Below are 16,365 nucleotides of genomic sequence, written 5' to 3'. Positions count from 1 at the left end.
TTTTGACTTAGGTGGAAAGTGTGAGTTGGTGACAGGCTTGGGGGACCACGAAAACCCTCTGAGGACTAAACCCCTTAACGATGAGTTTGTTCGAATTTAAAACAACCGTACCTCTTTAGGCGCGTTCCGCAAAACAGCGTGAAGTCCAGGCCCGTCGTAGAGTATTTAACGTCATCATGAACAACCAGGATGATCATGCGAGGAATTTCGCTTTCACACTCAATAAAAATGAAGAGTGGCAAGTCTCAACGGCTTACGATCTGACCTTCCAGAGTCACACGCATAAAAAATTAAACATCTTACTTGCATGATATTCTCTGTCTTAAATCCGCACGAGCATCCTTTCACCAGGCAAACATTGCGGCACTATCCGCCATTACTCTCTTACATACCATAATATGATTAGCATTGACGCATCGTGAAATGACTTCAAAGGTGGAATGCTATGCCCGATCATTAATTAAGTCATTATTAACATTTGCTTTCCCGGAAGGTGGGTCGTGACGATCATTGTGACCGGGTAACATAGATTTTTTGAGCCTGCATACTTAAAAATATAACCAAATACTCAAATCGCTGACGGTTAAAATAGCGTTCAGTGGTCAATTATCGACGTCTCAACACCAGCCACAACCCGGAACTTTGAGAAATATCTAAAAATTGACTCTTTCTGGGCTTTATTCTTGATATCTGATGTATTGTACTTCTGCAAAGAGGGTAACATCGATATACTCTTCCCTAATTTTTATCTACTGTACCACTTAATTTATTTCCTTTAGCGACAAAATATCAGGAGAAGTTCATGAGTGATTCACTTAAAGCGTTAAACAATATCCGTACGCTTCGCGCGCAGGCACGTGAAGTGCAGCTTGCAGATCTGGAAGAAATGTTGGAAAAATTCACTGTCGTCGTGTCAGAGCGCCGTGAAGAAAACAACGCCAGCGAAGCTGCCGTGCGTGAAAAAGAAGAAAAACTGGCTAAATATCGTGAACTGCTGCTGCAAGATGGGATTGACCCTAATGAACTGCTGGGAGCATTAACGCCAACTGGTAAAACTCGCGCTAAACGTGCACCACGTCCGGCTAAATATAAATACACGGAAGAAGGTGTTGAGAAGCACTGGACCGGTCAGGGTCGCACGCCAGCAGTGATTAAAGCCGCTGTTGATGCCGGCAAATCTCTCGATGATTTTCTTATCTAATCGGGCTTTTCCCGTTTAATTTGAGTTATCGAACATTTATGGTGGGTGTTAAGCCCACCATAAAATAAACACTGATTGATATCATCACCCTTTCCCGCTTTTGTTGAGTCCCCAAATTAAGATAATGACGGGGTTAACTATCAACTATTGTCATTGTTATCTTCACAACGCCCATCCCTGAGTGACTATACCGACACGCAATAGTGAAGGGTCATCCATGACGCGTTTTTTTTGTCAGGTTTAGTTCGCCTTCAAGCCAGGTTAAATGCATGAGCTCTCTGCGCCGATATTATTAAAACTATCGCACGGCTTGCGAGTTTGAGCGATCGCATCACTACCCTATTAATAAGTTGATTACGTGCTTTCTTATGCCTGCAGTCATATCGTGTTGCCTCACCACGTTTTGTCCATGCCGATTTTCAATCATGCGTACGCAGCGCATTGAGTTTTATCGGGGTGCCCAGCGAGGATATTCATTCGGTCTTAATCAAAATCAGAGGATCTATCGCAGAACGATAAGAGCCTCCAGGAAAGATGGAATGTGGTTATTCTAAACACGAAGTCACTATAATCACTCCTTCAACCGGGCCGCTGCACCATAAACACTTGCTGACCAGCAAACGAGAGTGCCGTTCCCGGCTGAGGCCAATCACCGACCAGAAGGAAGCCCTGACGCACAAATGCCTGCAGCCAGGTTTCACGTGAAAGAGACAGCGTAACCGGCTGAGAGTGCCCTTCTGTTGCCTGTTGCAGCACCATAGCAGCGGTTATCCATCTCAGCGCCGAATCCTCTGTGGATTCAACCACAATCAGTACACCCTCAGGTTTTAATGCATGCCAGATGCCGTGGAGGATGGTATCGAGGCAATGAGTCGTGTGTAGCAAGCCGGTTGCCAGCACGGCATCCAGCTGTGCCGATGGACAACCTTGCCTATCCCGCAACTGATGAAGGTCATCATGGCAAGTGTCTGCACCCATCTCCAACACCCGCGGACAATCACTCCCTTGCGTCGCCGTTTGCAGCAGTGAGGCAGCTATCTGACCAAGGTAGTCCGTTAACATGCTACCTGGCTGCATCGCGGCATAAAGGAGGCGGCCCTTGTGCGATGAAAGTGGGTTCTGTGCCAACTTTGGATAGCGCATCACCTCGCAAAGAGACTGCGGGTCTGCGAATAACGTGTTGAGGAAGGCTTCTCCCTCAGCGTGCCACTCCAGACAGCGGCGCAGACGAATTTTTCCATCGTCGATACGTTGTTCGATGGAGTGCAGACTGGGCGCGCATTCACTGGCAAACCAATGCTGCTCGCGCTGCTCCACGATCCCTTCGTCTTCCAGAATGCAGTGCCATTTTTCCAGCAGAAATTGATAACAGTCGGCAACGCCTGCCTGCTGACGCGCATCAGCAATCAGCCAACCCTGAGCAGAGACAAACGACAGCTCATGCAGACGTTGCCAGATCATCAACGGTGCCATTGACTCGCTCTCAGTCTGAAAAGCCGCCAGAGCAGCAATCGCGGCAGCTGCCGGTAACCGCTGCGCAGCCTGATGCCCTGCACGTTGCCAAACATCATGTTGTGATGACGCAACGATAGCGGTGGCCGTCTGTGGGTTCACCACGTGCAGATTGGTGCTGCTCTCTCCATTCATAACCACTCCATCTTTAAACTGGGGGGTGAACTCATCACATACTGTGTCAGGATTTAATTGGCTTTATTGAGGATGGGGTCAATTTCAACTCCGCCATTATGAGAATGATAATCATTATTAATTTTGACGCAAATGAAATTTAAATATATCTCCCCTTCTGTTTGTTGAACGCTATGTCCAGGAGGCCTTGAGGGAAAGTTTTACGGGAGGAATGGCAACTGCAAGTTAGTCAATGCATCAAACGTTGCAGTTATCTTTAAGTGATTATTTCAGGTAATTCATGCTGGAATTGGCGTGGAGAGTTGTAAACTTTATAAGCGCAGCGTTAATAACGAATAAGTTCAATATTTACAACACAGTGGGACCATAACCTATTAATTAAAAATCAGAAATGGCTGCCATTCAATTATTTAAGGGTTTCAGGCGTGAGATAGATATGCCACTCTGTATTTTTATACAGAGTGTGGAGTCGCGGTGAAGCATGATGGGCAGATCACACAAGAGATATTAGCGCTGCTAGGGGCCACTGTGTCAGGGTTTATTCGGGAAGGCTTAGATTTTGAGGCACACGAGATTTCTCAGGCCCTGCAAAAACTTAAAGACAATGAAGCGGATTCAGTTTTAAAAGAGAAATACGAAACCCTTATCCGCCTGCTTTCAAAAATGATGCACTGATTGACGCGCTTTATGAAAAATCAGCCATCAATCATCCGGTGTTACGCCCACGACGATTTCAAGAGTCTGACGCAATGTGTGGGCTTCAGCATCATCCTGTGCGGATTCCAGTGCCCGGATTAAACTGATGATAATGGCTTTGTTCGTTATCTGTCCTTCCGAGGCCAACACATTACGAATGATAGCGCCTAACACCGCGGCCTCATCTTTCAAACCCGGACCCGCCTGGCGGAAACGTTCAGCCAGTTCCTGATCGGCAAGCGCAGAAAAAATGTCTTCTGAGGTATGCATGATTTGTTTCCGAGTTTTATGTTGTCATGGATTAAACAGGGTTGCCATCAACCTGAAAATCAGTGTTTACTGTTATTGCCTGAGTGATGCGAGTCCGTGTACAGGTGCTGGACTGAATTGATTCCCTCTGCTCTTTGTTGTTTGGCCCGCTCTCCCTCGGCAATGCTCTTTCTTACCTCGGCAATGGTCTGGGCGATCAATTGCCGCCTGTCAGTATCATCTGACTGGCCTTCCATAACCTGAAGTTGTTCGATGAGTGCATGGAAAGAGACAGGCCCCGCTCGCTGGAGCAGAGCCAGAGTAGCTTCACCGATGATTTCATCTATTAACTGCTGGCGTTCACTTCTGTTCATATACTTCTCTGATAACGGCATCTGCATGGCATTTTTTACTGTAAACAAACTGCAAATTGCAATTCCGCCACAGAGCCAAAAGTCATTCATATGCCATGCACATCCAGAACGGTCATGTTGTACAACTATGGCTTTAAAAGGCATTACTCTTCGCGGTCGAAAAGCAGTCCAATAAGCTGATGATAGTGATGTTCCTCTTCAGCGTTGGCTGACGTTTCCAGACGGCGAAGTAATTTGGTGCAGAGAGATTTACGATTCAGGTTTTTGCCCTCATGCAGGATCTCTACCACGATTTGACCTAGTGTTTCTTGCTGTGAGGGCAGAGAAGCTTTATTAAAATATTGAGCAATCGCTTCCGACGAATTCGGAGTGTATCCATTCTGACGCATGTGTTTACCCTCTCATGTTGGGCCAGGCAAATGGCCTGATAAAGTTGTACAGTATTGGAAATAACTGTACAAAAATATATTCAATAACGGGGGCCTGATTTTTTGCAAAAAGTGCTCTCGGGAGACAAATAACCTGTCGAAACAGAAATATCTTAATCGCTGTTCTCACAAGCATTTTGATGGGTAAAGTGTAATGGTGTTGAAAACCCAGGCTACTTTTTCACATTTTCAATTGGCGATAGCGTAATGCTATCTGAGCTCTCACTCATACGCCGCAAGGGTGAGCGGCTGCGCTTATCTTCTGACGAGGGCTGTCGATAATCGTTCAACCAGTCAATCGCAGCTAATACGGCTTGTTTACGCTCTGGCGTATCAGCCTCTTCGGCCATGCGATGCAGTTCCTGATTTAATTGTATAACACTGATTTTTTCACGGCGGGCAAGAATCTGATAAGCTGCCTCGCCTAAAATTTTGTCTGAATTATCCATTGTATTACTTCCTGAGAATCGGGCTTACGCTGAGTCCTCAGGATCTATTGTAGCTGATGAGATATTTGCGTTAAACCAAGCGGCATGATGCTCGGGCTTAGTGATGCCAGTCTATTGATATCAACACGCGCCAGTTCTGGGATTATAAACATCCAATAGATTTATCTGAATGATCTTCGCAGGGTTTACATGCTGTGAATCACTGCCAGGCTCAGGCTAAGGTTACATTTATTTCTCAGGCGGTAAATTATGAATAAGTACGCAATTTCTGCGACATTACTATCCATCACGCTTTGCGGGCTGTGCTCTTTCGGCGCGTATGCGGGTGTTTTTGGTTAGTCGTAGCGGCAGAGAGTGGCCTGGCGTCAGAGACGCTGCCAAAACGTAATGACTCCGGGCTGCGCCTTCTCTCCTCAGTAAAACGTCATCTCGTCATACGGCTGTGCCCGACAGGCGTTTAATCTGCTTTCCAGATCGCCTGCATGGAGCTCCAGCTTATGGCCGTCCGGATCGAGGAAATAGAGTGATTTTCCTTCACTTTTGTTAATCTTCCATTCTATGACGCCTGCAGATTTCAGCCTCTCAGTAAAAGCATCAAACACTTCGTCTTCAATGCTGAAGGCATAGTGCGTGTAATCTTTTCCAATCGAAAGGGTGTCCAGTGAAAGGCAGAGCCAAAGTTCACCTAATGAGAGATAGGCGCCGTTCTTCCATTGCGCCCGGGGAGTGAATCCCAGCGTCTCAACATAAAAATTGAAACTCGCAGAGACATCGCTTACAGCAAGGGTGATGTGATTCAGTCCGGTCAGCATGTTGAGCTCAAAACAAGAATTTGTAGCGCTAATTTAGCACAGGCGCTGGGAAGAAAATCGTTTGTCACGCGAGTCGCTAAGCAAACTTCTGCAGAATTCGTATTGCCATCTCCATGCCCAGCTCACGCTCGACATCATAGTGATGGCCATCTTGTTGCGCTTCCTGCAGGACATCAATCAGTGACTGAACGGCAAACTCATTTTTTCTGCTCAGAACTTCCAGCACCGCGCCACCAATCTCATTGCAAATGGCTTTTCCTGCAGCGTATTCGTTTGGCTGAGACATGACTGACTCCTTTGCTAACCTTAAGAGAGATGGGACACCGCCCTTTGTAACATAAATGCAGTAGCGAACTTCATTTCAATATTTTACAAGCAAATAGCACATTTAACAGGGAGATGCTCAGGTATGTTAATCAGAAAACTAAGTCCATCAGAATGGAATGAAGCCTATCCATTGATCTCTCAGCTGAGGGATATTTCTCTGGGCCAGTTTCGCGAATCGGTCAAAATCCAGTCTCTAAGTGGCTATGAACTGATTGGCGCTTTTATCGATGACAGACTGACCGGCCTGATGGGGTGGAGACCTGTGCATACGCTGGCAAGAGGCTACCATCTGCACATCGATGACCTGGTTGTTGATGAGCACGCTCGTGGTTCTGGCATAGGAAAGGCATTATTAGACTTTGCAACTCGCGAATCTGCAGGCAGAGAGATGAACTTCATCTTTCTCGATGCAAGGAAAGAAGCCATTCCATTTTATGAAAACAATAACTTCATCCTTCACGCCTCGCCTTCAATGAAAAAGCCGCTTAAATGATGAGCACTGGTACATGCAAGCATGCCCTGCATGCGCCAGGCGTTTTTTTATCCACGATACAGCTGAGGGCTGGATGTTTGAGCGCCAGCTGCCTTCGTTTTAGTATCCGATCTTAGAGCCGCTTTGTTAGCTAATTTCATCAAAAAGCCTCAATTCCTGAGTGACAGGCATCAAAGCTATTTCGCCCATCGGCTTTGAGTTCAAAACGAAAGTCCATTTCTAAACTGCACCAGCAATCACAGCAAAAACCTCATCACACCGGAAGCAACTGAGCCAGCATCTGACCGGCCAGACGCGCTGTCTCACGCAAACGCTCCGCACTGGCACCTTGCCGTGAGCGAGCAGACAGGCCCGACATGATCGTCACCATGAAATCGGTTATCCGCACGGCCTGTTCTGGGTAGCGCTCGGCAACATAGGCATGGAACATCTTCTCTGCTGCCGTGTGAAAACCACAGGCCACCTCGCGCGCAGAGAGATCGTCGCAATGAATGCCCTCCAGAACCAGACATCCGGTCGCTTCCGGATCGGCAGCATAGCGACTTGCGGCTTCATCTAGTACCGCAGAAAGACACTCCGCCACCGGTCGGTCATGACGCAACAACGCCTTTAGACCGATAGCCCCATCCTGAGCGTAACGATCCAGCACCAGCCGGTACAGCCCGAGTTTACTGCCAAAAGCCGCATAAAAGCTGGGTGGATTGATGCCGAAGGCTTTGGTTAGATCCCCCACACTCACCACATCGTAACCACTCGAATGAAATAAATTCTGCGCAATACACACCGCCCGCTCCGCATCGAATTTGCGTGGGCGGCCTGGCGTACGGTTAATTTTTGTAGTCATCACTACATAATCCTTTGACAACCTGACTGGCTCAATAATATTGTAATGACCACTACAATACAATTGAGGACTCACTAATGGCGGTATTTACCAACAAATCGGTTCTGGTATTAGGCGGCAGTCGGGGTATCGGTGCGGCAATCGTGCGACGTTTTGCTTCCGACGGTGCTTCAGTGGTGTTCAGCTACGCTGGCTCGCGTGAGGTGGCAGAAAAACTCGCCGAAGACACAGGCAGTAAAGCTGTCCAGGCGGATAGCGCCGATCGCGATGCCGTGACGAAACTGGTGCGCGATTCCGGGCCTCTTGATGTGCTGGTGGTCAATGCAGGCGTCGCGATATTTGGTGATGCGTTAGAGCTGGAAAGTGATGCAATTGACCATTTGTTCCGTATCAACATTCACGCACCCTATCATGCTGCTGTGGAGGCCGCCCGTCAGATGCCTGAAGGGGGACGCATTATCGTCATCGGTTCCGTTAACGGAGACCGGATGCCAATGCCAGGAGGCGCAGCCTATGCCGTCAGCAAATCGGCCCTGCAGGGATTAGCGCGCGGTTTGGCCCGTGACTTTGGACCACGCGGAATTACGGTGAATGTCGTTCAGCCGGGTCCTGTCGACACGGATATGAATCCGGCAGAGGGGCCGATGAAAGACCTTATGCACAGTTTCATGGCCATCCAGCGCCACGGTAAGCCTGAAGAAGTGGCCGGAATGGTTGCATGGATTGCCGGTCCTGAAGCCTCATTTGTGACCGGTGCCATGCATACGATTGATGGCGGATTTGGCGCGTAGGAAGACAATAACGATAAGTGCGGCAATGTGAAGTGGGCTGGATGCAAAGAGGTAGCTGAATGCCAATATCACTGACTGCTCCCCTTGTTTCAGTAGGAATGGATCACGCGGGTCGCAGTCAATGGCAATTGAGAATGACATTCATTTACCCTCAGGACTGATATCCACTTCACAGGCCGCAGCGATGTAAAGCGGACAGATTTATTACTCATGTAATTAATAATCATTCTCAACCAGGCTATACTCCTCCCTCCCTTCCACCAACCTGGTTTGAAGGCGAGGCGATAACAACGAGAGGATGATGATGAACGCAGACAAGGTTATCCGCATTGCGGCAGCAATCATGATCGATGCGGAGGGGCGCATGCTTTTGGTTCGCAAGCGCGATACGCGCTATTTCATGCAGCCTGGAGGGAAAATCGAATCGACTGAACGACCGGTGGCTGCATTGATCCGTGAACTCACAGAGGAACTGCAAATCAGTGTCACCGAACAGGATACGCAATATGTAGGTCAGTTCACCGACACAGCCGCGAATGAGCCAGGACATACGCTTATCGCTGAAATATTCACGGTTCTTGCCCCCACCTCAACGATTACGCCAGCCGCAGAGATTGAAGAGATCACCTGGTTCCATCCATCCGATGATGCTTCGCTGCCATTAGCGCCGCTCACCGGTCAGCAGATACTCCCACTAATAATGAACGCGGGACAAAGCGCGGACTGAGTCCACGTTCACCGAACTATTGCCATTCAGGAACAAGTTCCTGGCCGCTAGCAAGGAAGCCAATGCCCTATCATGTCACGACGTAAGAAAAGACCGCGCGGTGGTAACCCGGCGCAGCGGACACCAACTGATGCAGTTAAACATTACGGCCCTTTTTTAACGTGCCTCCGCAGCCTGACTTTCATCAAGAACGCCCTGGCCGGCTGTTTTTATCCCTTTATCCTGATGATCAATTTTATGCAAGATCGCTCACCCTTGTGTTTCTATGCTCCACTGGTTATCACGGTGTTCCTTTTTCCATTCGCCAAAGTTGCCATTGAACGCATTGGACTCTGGATTGCACCTGCACATTTTTGGCAGAAATTTGATGGTTTAAATTTTCGATTACGAAGCCTGGTCGACATCCTCTATTGGTTGTTAATCACATTGATGATCGTGCCATTAACGGCGGTCTATATTTTTCAGCTTCACTCGGACAAGCACAGAGCAAGGGTGTAAATCCTGCCCATCATTTGGTCAGCCAGTCATGATGAGAGACAACAAACACAATATGCAGGGGATCTATGTGTGATCGGGATCGCGTGGTGCAAGTTGATCCTGTGAAACAACCACTATAGAGAGTAAGTCCACCTCTCATAGCCAAATCCCCCTGGATGAAGCGTGGTTCCAGTACATAAACGTTCGTATCTTTATAATGATGTTAGCAATCACTAACTCCACTATTAGCAAGGCCTGCGAGGTTAGTAACCACCAGGGGGCCAGAAGGAACATAACCACTGTAGTAAGTAGTTACTCTCTATAGTGGTTACTTCTACTCTCTATAGTGGATGTTTGATCCTGCCCCCTGTTCACCAACGATCCTGCGATCCCTGTTGGATCACCGGGGTGTTCCGCTAAGGGCATCCCTTTAAAAGTTTACTCTCTATAGCGGTTATCAAACCAATCAATAAATCAAAATAAACGATAAATATTATGTAGTTATATTGGATTAGTAAAAAACCGATAACCGCTATAGAGAGTAAAATCACTCCCTATAGCGGTTATTCAAAGATGCAAATATCCCTCAATAGCGTGCCTGATAGCAGGATCTCTGGTTAACCGCTCATCCATGCAACCAGCAATGCTATCCACTGTAGTGAGTGACTACTCTCTATAGTGGATAGCTAATGAACTGAGAGTCGCAATTGGTAGCGAGCATGCATAAATTAATGATAAATAAGTAATAAATGTAGATTTAAAAGCGCTATCGCACATAAATCAGACGATAATCTCAACAAACATCCCCTCAATAATCCCCAAGCAACTCAATAAGATAGAAGTGATAACGTCACTTTTATCGAACAACCACTATAGAGAGTACGTATCTTCTCTCTATAGTGGTTGTTGAAATATGAGGTCGATCCTGGATCATTGCACAAGGGCTCACCAGAAGACGCCCTTCTTCTATCACACTGAAAGCAGTCAAGTTGCACGTTTGAACTGAAAGAGAAGCAAATTGTGAGCAACTTCCAGATAACCACTATAGAGAGTACATGGTTACTCTCTATAGTGGCTACTGGGTCACAAATCTCTGACTCGTAGTGAATGTGGGCGGTGAACAGGGTGAATTGCAGCAGCATATAACCGCTATAGAGAGTATTTACTCTCTATAGCGGTTATCAAATGAGGACAGCATTGGGAGGCTACTTCACTTTACCTTTGCGGATTTCCTCGAGGATCTTCAACTCCGCTTTTGACAGCATCACCATTTCACCCTGCGGCTCGCTGGCTGCTGCAACATCATTGGTCTCGATAGGATCATCAAGTTCCAGCTCATCTTCGAGAATATCCGGGAGCTTGAGTGGCAGCTCTGCAGGTTTGAGTTTTGGCCGGCGATAATGGATGTGGAATACCACGGAGCTACCGCGTTTGAGCTCCGTGTAATCAAGGTAGCCAATGTCTTTAAGCTGCTCCATCGCCCTGCGCACGGTAGCATTTTGCGTGATAGGACGGGATGTCAGATTCAGACGTTGTCGCAGGCGTGCCATGGAAATGGGCGCCGGATTAGGAGGCAGACTTTCGATAAAAGTATACAGCGCCTGAGCAGATTCCTTACGAGCCAACGCGTTAATGGCGCGCAGCTGTAGCAAAACCTTTCGATCAAACTGATAGAGCTCGAAGAGTTTGGGATCAGCCTGCAGCTCGACCGTATCTTTTTTAACACTGTATTTAGCGGACTGCACAAGGTGAGTGACGTAGAGTTCATCTTTGTCTGCAGTGCCGAATTGGATGGTATTTGATGCAATGCGGATCAGCGAGGCTTCCAGTCGCTCTCTCAGCTTGGCTGAAGAACGGGATGAAGGAATACCACACAGTTTAACGAACTCGACGAAAGGTAGAACCACTTTGTCATTGGTGACGTTGTACTTCGCAAACGCGTGAATGATCCCGACCCATGTCTTGAAATCATTGTCCATATCGAGTCGCTGGCCAATGATTCGGATCCTCTCATAACCTTCTGATTTAACGAGCGACAGTAACTTAAGTTCGTTTGTGACATCCGTGACGGCTGTCGTGTCGTTTTTACGGTTATTGGTCGATTTTAACGTAGGAACGAACAGGCCTAGTCGCATTAAGGCAACGGGTTGAACAGTGTTATCTCTGTTGGGGGTAAGTACAACCAGTTCGCCAGTTCGTTTATCTGTTTCTGAAAAGGCTTCAACTATCTTGTTGTTTTTTAGCTCATTTTCCGACATTTTCGAGGATCCGGTTTATACACAGGGACATCGCGCGTTTACTCTCTATAGCGGATACTAGCACTCACTTCATCGGTTAGACTACTCTCCATAGAGGATAATTTACTCCCTATAGCGGTTAGTTTACTCTTTATAGCGGTTATCAACCCCCCTTTAGGGCTTGTGGTACAAGGCTTTAAGTGAAGTGGGGATCTGTTAGGAACTTATATGATCTTAAGTTGATCTATTCTTGAATCGGGTCAGTGAATAATGGGGGTAACCTTTCCCGGATAACGCCGGTTGATATCCAGCCAGTCAGGTTACAGGGAAATAAAGTTATACACAGTGAGATCAGTTACGCACAGCTTCTGTCCTTGCCTGCTCACTACAGCGGTTATCAGTCACTCTCTTCATCGGTTGTTTCACTCTTTTCATCGGTTATTCTCCTCTCTACAGCGGTTACTTTACTCTTTATAGCGGTTATTAAGGCCCTTTCAGCCCAGTGGTATCAAGGCCTGTAGCGATCCGGGATCTTCTATGATCTCATTGGGATCTCATTATGATCGAATAATTGGATCGAACCTGTGGATAAAGGGGATAAAAAGCAGTGATAAATAAGATTGTTATGCAAGTTTCACACGGAATACGGTGATTTCATTCAATTCTGGACGTCGATCTCGAGAAAGGATCAATCTGTATAACTTCCTGCCTCGCATGGGCGCGATTTTGGTTATGAACATGGTTTACTTTAGACGCACGCTATTACAGCTTGTGGCGTGTCTGTAGCGCGTTGAGGTGATTAAAGTGGTGAGATGCGATAATTGAACTTAAATCGCTTAGAACGCTGCTGAAGCGCTTTAGAGGTACATATTGCAACGGAATGCGGAAGACCGAACGATCAATACAACGATATTCAACAATAAGGACGTGTAAACCACGCCCATTTTAAGACTTGCTTAGCAGTTGGAACCCATTCAGGGCTTAGAGAGGATCGCCTTGATGGCAATATCGATCTCTTCCAGCGTATTGGCAGGCAAACGATGGAACTCATACTGCACATGACGCTTTTCTGCGTTAGTTTTACGTTTAGCGTAAGCGGTACGATCTGAAAAATGGCCAAACTTCTCAGTGGTGACGCTCTTGTTTTTGACCGGCTTCACCAGCTGCTTTTTAGCGGTGGTGAAAAACGACAGGATCCGGGTTTTCTGATCATCTGAAGCCAGCTTTTGCAGTGCCTGATCGTCATCCATTCGCTCTTTTACCTGAGCGACGACCTCTTTGACCGCGACACCCTCCGCTTTTGCTTCTTCTGCCACATCGAGCAGCAGTTTATAGTCCGGAATACTCAGGTCGGAAACGACCGGGATTAACTCGATAAACTCTGCAGGAACCCATGCGGCCTGAAAAGCACGTGTCACTTTCGCGTTAGAGATCCCTTCCGCTTTAGCAATCTCGGTCTTGTTCATGCCCTGGGCTTCCATCATCAGGAAACGCTGACCCAATTCACGCAGATTGTGTTCTTTCGCGGTCTGAATATCAGCTGCCAGCTGGCGGGCATCACTGATATCGATTTCATCCTCGGTCACCAGAACTTCGAGGCCCGTTCCGGCAAACAGACAAGCCGCGCGACGACGAGATCCATCCATAATTTCAATGCGGCCATCCACCAGGCGACCAATCGCCGGGAAGAATTGTTGCAATTCGATGGTGCGCGTGATGTCTTTCACTGATTCTTCAGTGAGTGCTGACTGATCGCGTCCATTCACCTGCGCATCCACGAAGGTTTTGCTTTCCACTTCACCGCTGGGGATAAGCTGGCGGCTGAATGTCGCCGTGTTACCGGATTTCAGGGTAAATACGCGTGACTGATTGCCGCTGTTGATAAAGCTCGACATCTGAGACTGGCCCATGGTGCGGCCAATTCTTTTGAGTGATTTGGGTTCGGTCACTTGGTACTCCTGATATATTCAATGCGGTCAAATACAGCGCGTGAAAAATTCTCGGCTTCCTGTTTCGCCTTTCTGAGTGCATCGGCGCTGCCGGGATATGAAGTTGGGTTTGCACTGATCACCGTGTCAAATGACTCACCACAGCGTTCAAAACCATCCAGACGGGGTAATACCGCATCCAGCATCGATTTTGTGAACACCTCACGTGCATAGCTGTGAGACGTAATATGGTCATGTTTGGTGGTCATCTTCGACATAAAGCCGATATTCGCTTTCAATCTCGGCTCTATCCCTTCGTTTTCAATCCGCTCAAGCATCTCGGGCAGTCGCGTCAGGTATTTCATGGTTGAATGAAAATCAACCTGCGCCGGCGGTGTTGGCGTGAGCAGTAAGTCACTGGCGGCAATGGCATTGAGCATAAATGCATCAAGATGTGGGCCGGTATCAATAAAAATGAAATCGTAATCTTCAGCCAGACGATCAATGACGTTGCGGCGCAGGACTTCCGATGGTGCGATGCCGGGTAAATTTTCCGCTACCAGCGCATCCCAGTCGCTGGCGACAAAACCATCATCTATCGAGGCGGGCATCACATCGACGCCTGGCATCACTGTGGGTTTCACAAACTGCTCACGCAGTTGCTCGGTGCTGACATCGTTCAGCATCGCCTGTGCAGCTGTTTCCAGCACGGAACCGACACTGTTGGTATGGCTGAGAAACATGGTGCTGGAAGCTTGCGGATCCAAATCAATCACCAGAATACGCAGATCATTATGCAATAAGCCTGGGTGAGCACGCAGACCATGAGCGAGGGTCACGGTCGTGACGGTTTTGGATACGCCGCCCTTGAGATTCACAACAAAAACGACGAAGGGGTCTTTATGTTTGTCGCGGTATTTAGGCACCTTGCGGTGTTTGTAAATATCGACAACGTTCTGAATGCTCATTGCATATTGAGATGTGCTGCCGGTCTGCTTTCTGCCAAACGTATAACCCCCCTCTTCCATCTCACTGATGGCTGCGGCAACCGCATGCTTACTCAGCAGAGGCAAGTTAGCAACGGCATTACGGGTAAATGTATGGTAGTAGCCTTGTTGATTAAATTCCTGACGCTGCTGCTCGATATGGCTGCTGAGTCCGTGCAGCATGCCATTCGCACGGTTGGCGATGTCAAACACGTCACCGTAATCACGCTTCATAAGCACCTCAATAATAATGATTTGTTGTATTGTACTAAAAAAGATTCCGCATGCCAGTTTTTAGGTAAAAATCAATAAAAGTGGATTTTTTTATAATTGGGTGATTTTGCAGTGTTTGTATATATTTCAATAAAATCAGACACATAGGTGTTGTTGTTTTTTTTGTCCGACAAATCCTTGAGAGTGGTGTTATAGCCAACTCCCATACCCTAGCGTATTTAGCATGATATTTAAACAAAAGGCGTTAATTCGGTTTATCTGCAAAAATTTTGGGATAGGTTCAAGCAGAAATGAATCGGTTAGCAAGAATGCCTTGTCGCCGGGATGAAGTTGTACATCTTTAACTGCAAGAGGTTTGTTATACATAGAGGTGGTATTTATTGATCACAGTGAAAACGCTTATGCTTACCACTGTGCGAATTGCCGGATAAAATGTGTTATCCCTTCCCTTCCCTCTGATCATTTTTAATGATGACATCCGTCACCGGCCATAAATTGTTAGCTCCCTGCTGCGAACGTTATTTAACATTGGCAGATGTAAATCATGCTTTCATACTCAACAGCTCAACAGCTCAACAGCTCAACAGCTCAACAGCTCAATAGCTCAATAGCTCAATAGCTCCGTAAAAGTGGAGCTATTAAATTTAAAACCTTATGGCTTGTTTATAACACTAGATATTGATCAATGAAATGAACTCAGATTCTGTTCTGGTTTAACTGATTAAAACACTGCAACTTAAAATGTAATGCAGCATGTTGTGATAACTGAAGATCTGCATAGTTCCTGAAACTGTAGTTAGCTTATCAGGATGTAACTTAATACATTGTCACTTATACGTTCACTAGAGTTCTCAGGTTCACTATACTGCATCTCACATTAGTTGGAGGATATTGATACAACGAGCAGTTGCTTGTTTGCCCTGGCCACGTCAATCTCTGTCTACAAATAAACGCATGCTTAAATCTATATAAATGCTGCAAACGCCAAACTTGAGAAACATAATTTCTTTAGATAGATCTTATCCTGAGTTATTGGGGAGACTTTAATAAGTCTTGATTCAAACATGTATTAACTGCTGTACTTCGGCGGATGAGAACTCTGTACTTAAGTTGCTTTAAGCATCTACATTGAGACCCTGTAGATTCATTCAGGAGAGTAGAAGATTTAAGTAAATCTGGGATTGTTATTCGCTATCGAAGTGCCAACCCGTAACCACCACTTGACGCTTTATAGAATTCATCTATAAGCCGGGTGAGAATCAAGGAGACACGTAGCTAACACGTTGATAGAGCATGAAAATGTCAGAAGATGTGGTGATTTTCAGCCTGAAAAATTGAGATTAATTATTATTTTTCAGTGAGTTAAGTTGTTTATTTTCTGGTGAGAAAATCACGGAGTCTAAGTCATTTCACGCCACATTGAGTCAGTGATGCCATAATGTCCAGCATCCAGCATCCAGCATCC

The 16,365-nt window shown here is 46.8% G+C and carries 17 protein-coding genes and 1 pseudogene; 7 read left to right on the top strand and 11 right to left on the bottom strand.

Going from position 1 to position 16,365, the window contains the following annotated elements; all coding sequences use genetic code 11:
- Positions 1 to 140: 140 nt before the first annotated feature.
- Both VI01_RS25260 and VI01_RS23565 read left to right on the top strand, forming a co-directional pair.
- Positions 141 to 311, top strand: a pseudogene (locus VI01_RS25260) (HipA domain-containing protein); the annotation flags it as partial.
- Positions 312 to 802: 491 nt separating this feature from the next.
- Positions 803 to 1,201 carry an H-NS family nucleoid-associated regulatory protein gene (locus tag VI01_RS23565; protein ID WP_045816870.1) on the top strand — a complete coding sequence of 133 codons (399 nt, stop codon included), beginning with the start codon at positions 803 to 805 and terminating at the stop codon, positions 1,199 to 1,201.
- 579 nt (positions 1,202 to 1,780) lie between these two features.
- Here VI01_RS23565 and VI01_RS23560 read toward each other — a convergent pair.
- A complete protein-coding gene (locus tag VI01_RS23560; RefSeq protein WP_045816869.1) occupies positions 1,781 to 2,848 on the bottom strand; it encodes an SAM-dependent methyltransferase in 1,068 nt (355 codons plus the stop codon).
- A gap of 474 nt (positions 2,849 to 3,322) precedes the next feature.
- On the opposite strand from VI01_RS23560, the gene VI01_RS23555 reads away from it, so the two are divergent.
- Positions 3,323 to 3,523, top strand: coding sequence for a hypothetical protein (locus VI01_RS23555; RefSeq protein WP_045816868.1), 201 nt, complete (start codon positions 3,323 to 3,325; stop codon positions 3,521 to 3,523).
- A 27-nt stretch (positions 3,524 to 3,550) separates the two neighbouring features.
- Here the strand turns inward: VI01_RS23555 and VI01_RS23550 are convergent, their stop codons facing one another.
- The 6 genes from VI01_RS23550 to VI01_RS23525 all read right to left on the bottom strand — a co-directional run bounded on the left by VI01_RS23550 (position 3,551) and on the right by VI01_RS23525 (position 6,142).
- Positions 3,551 to 3,814 carry a biofilm development regulator YmgB/AriR family protein gene (locus VI01_RS23550; protein ID WP_045816867.1) on the bottom strand — a complete coding sequence of 88 codons (264 nt, stop codon included), beginning with the start codon at positions 3,812 to 3,814 and terminating at the stop codon, positions 3,551 to 3,553.
- A 59-nt stretch (positions 3,815 to 3,873) separates the two neighbouring features.
- On the bottom strand, positions 3,874 to 4,257 hold the full coding sequence (locus tag VI01_RS23545) for a hypothetical protein (RefSeq protein WP_231638585.1): 384 nt from the start codon (positions 4,255 to 4,257) through the stop codon (positions 3,874 to 3,876).
- 53 nt (positions 4,258 to 4,310) lie between these two features.
- Complete coding sequence (gene ycgZ / locus VI01_RS23540; RefSeq protein WP_045816866.1) at positions 4,311 to 4,556, bottom strand: regulatory protein YcgZ; 246 nt, start codon at positions 4,554 to 4,556, stop codon at positions 4,311 to 4,313.
- A gap of 212 nt (positions 4,557 to 4,768) precedes the next feature.
- Positions 4,769 to 5,044 carry a hypothetical protein gene (locus VI01_RS23535; RefSeq protein WP_045816865.1) on the bottom strand — a complete coding sequence of 92 codons (276 nt, stop codon included), beginning with the start codon at positions 5,042 to 5,044 and terminating at the stop codon, positions 4,769 to 4,771.
- A 413-nt stretch (positions 5,045 to 5,457) separates the two neighbouring features.
- Positions 5,458 to 5,856, bottom strand: coding sequence for a fosfomycin resistance glutathione transferase (fos, locus tag VI01_RS23530; RefSeq protein ID WP_045816864.1), 399 nt, complete (start codon positions 5,854 to 5,856; stop codon positions 5,458 to 5,460).
- A 76-nt stretch (positions 5,857 to 5,932) separates the two neighbouring features.
- On the bottom strand, positions 5,933 to 6,142 hold the full coding sequence (locus VI01_RS23525) for a hypothetical protein (protein ID WP_045816863.1): 210 nt from the start codon (positions 6,140 to 6,142) through the stop codon (positions 5,933 to 5,935).
- 123 nt (positions 6,143 to 6,265) lie between these two features.
- Between VI01_RS23525 and VI01_RS23520 the strand changes: the two genes are divergently transcribed.
- The gene (locus tag VI01_RS23520; RefSeq protein ID WP_045816862.1) at positions 6,266 to 6,676 is read left to right on the top strand and encodes a GNAT family N-acetyltransferase; all 411 of its coding nucleotides are present in this window, start codon (positions 6,266 to 6,268) and stop codon (positions 6,674 to 6,676) included.
- Positions 6,677 to 6,929: 253 nt separating this feature from the next.
- Here VI01_RS23520 and VI01_RS23515 read toward each other — a convergent pair whose 3' ends face one another.
- Positions 6,930 to 7,520, bottom strand: a complete 591-nt coding sequence (locus tag VI01_RS23515) for a TetR/AcrR family transcriptional regulator (protein ID WP_045816861.1) — start codon at positions 7,518 to 7,520, stop codon at positions 6,930 to 6,932.
- 77 nt (positions 7,521 to 7,597) lie between these two features.
- On the opposite strand from VI01_RS23515, the gene bdcA reads away from it, so the two are divergent.
- The 3 genes from bdcA to VI01_RS23500 all read left to right on the top strand — a co-directional run bounded on the left by bdcA (position 7,598) and on the right by VI01_RS23500 (position 9,536).
- Entirely contained in the window at positions 7,598 to 8,311 is a 714-nt protein-coding gene (gene bdcA / locus VI01_RS23510) for an SDR family oxidoreductase (protein WP_045816860.1), read from the top strand.
- A gap of 298 nt (positions 8,312 to 8,609) precedes the next feature.
- A complete protein-coding gene (locus VI01_RS23505) occupies positions 8,610 to 9,038 on the top strand; it encodes an NUDIX domain-containing protein (RefSeq protein WP_045816859.1) in 429 nt (142 codons plus the stop codon).
- 72 nt (positions 9,039 to 9,110) lie between these two features.
- Positions 9,111 to 9,536 carry a hypothetical protein gene (locus tag VI01_RS23500; protein WP_045816858.1) on the top strand — a complete coding sequence of 142 codons (426 nt, stop codon included), beginning with the start codon at positions 9,111 to 9,113 and terminating at the stop codon, positions 9,534 to 9,536.
- Positions 9,537 to 10,720: 1,184 nt separating this feature from the next.
- On the opposite strand, the gene VI01_RS23495 is transcribed toward VI01_RS23500, so the two are convergent.
- The 3 genes from VI01_RS23495 to VI01_RS23485 form a co-directional block, all read right to left on the bottom strand.
- Positions 10,721 to 11,773 carry a RepB family plasmid replication initiator protein gene (locus VI01_RS23495; protein ID WP_045816857.1) on the bottom strand — a complete coding sequence of 351 codons (1,053 nt, stop codon included), beginning with the start codon at positions 11,771 to 11,773 and terminating at the stop codon, positions 10,721 to 10,723.
- A 953-nt stretch (positions 11,774 to 12,726) separates the two neighbouring features.
- On the bottom strand, positions 12,727 to 13,662 hold the full coding sequence (locus tag VI01_RS23490; protein ID WP_045816889.1) for a ParB/RepB/Spo0J family partition protein: 936 nt from the start codon (positions 13,660 to 13,662) through the stop codon (positions 12,727 to 12,729).
- 35 nt (positions 13,663 to 13,697) lie between these two features.
- Positions 13,698 to 14,900, bottom strand: coding sequence for an AAA family ATPase (locus VI01_RS23485; RefSeq protein WP_045816856.1), 1,203 nt, complete (start codon positions 14,898 to 14,900; stop codon positions 13,698 to 13,700).
- Positions 14,901 to 16,365 lie beyond the last annotated feature (1,465 nt).

It is taken from the genome of Pantoea sp. SM3 (genome assembly GCF_000963995.1).
GTDB lineage: Bacteria > Pseudomonadota > Gammaproteobacteria > Enterobacterales > Enterobacteriaceae > Pantoea > Pantoea rwandensis_B.
Note: the sequence above shows the minus strand (reverse complement) of the source record. Positions and strands in the feature narration are given on the sequence as shown.

Coding starts and splice junctions, on each gene's coding strand:
- VI01_RS23565 (WP_045816870.1), top strand. CDS start 803: ATGAGTGATTCACTTAAAGCGTTAAACAATATCCGTACGCTTCGCGCG.
- VI01_RS23560 (WP_045816869.1), bottom strand. CDS start 2,848: ATGAATGGAGAGAGCAGCACCAATCTGCACGTGGTGAACCCACAGACG.
- VI01_RS23550 (WP_045816867.1), bottom strand. CDS start 3,814: ATGCATACCTCAGAAGACATTTTTTCTGCGCTTGCCGATCAGGAACTG.
- VI01_RS23545 (WP_231638585.1), bottom strand. CDS start 4,257: ATGAATGACTTTTGGCTCTGTGGCGGAATTGCAATTTGCAGTTTGTTT.
- ycgZ (WP_045816866.1), bottom strand. CDS start 4,556: ATGCGTCAGAATGGATACACTCCGAATTCGTCGGAAGCGATTGCTCAA.
- VI01_RS23535 (WP_045816865.1), bottom strand. CDS start 5,044: ATGGATAATTCAGACAAAATTTTAGGCGAGGCAGCTTATCAGATTCTT.
- fos (WP_045816864.1), bottom strand. CDS start 5,856: ATGCTGACCGGACTGAATCACATCACCCTTGCTGTAAGCGATGTCTCT.
- VI01_RS23525 (WP_045816863.1), bottom strand. CDS start 6,142: ATGTCTCAGCCAAACGAATACGCTGCAGGAAAAGCCATTTGCAATGAG.
- VI01_RS23520 (WP_045816862.1), top strand. CDS start 6,266: ATGTTAATCAGAAAACTAAGTCCATCAGAATGGAATGAAGCCTATCCA.
- VI01_RS23515 (WP_045816861.1), bottom strand. CDS start 7,520: ATGACTACAAAAATTAACCGTACGCCAGGCCGCCCACGCAAATTCGAT.
- bdcA (WP_045816860.1), top strand. CDS start 7,598: ATGGCGGTATTTACCAACAAATCGGTTCTGGTATTAGGCGGCAGTCGG.
- VI01_RS23505 (WP_045816859.1), top strand. CDS start 8,610: ATGATGATGAACGCAGACAAGGTTATCCGCATTGCGGCAGCAATCATG.
- VI01_RS23500 (WP_045816858.1), top strand. CDS start 9,111: ATGTCACGACGTAAGAAAAGACCGCGCGGTGGTAACCCGGCGCAGCGG.
- VI01_RS23495 (WP_045816857.1), bottom strand. CDS start 11,773: ATGTCGGAAAATGAGCTAAAAAACAACAAGATAGTTGAAGCCTTTTCA.
- VI01_RS23490 (WP_045816889.1), bottom strand. CDS start 13,662: ATGGGCCAGTCTCAGATGTCGAGCTTTATCAACAGCGGCAATCAGTCA.
- VI01_RS23485 (WP_045816856.1), bottom strand. CDS start 14,900: ATGAAGCGTGATTACGGTGACGTGTTTGACATCGCCAACCGTGCGAAT.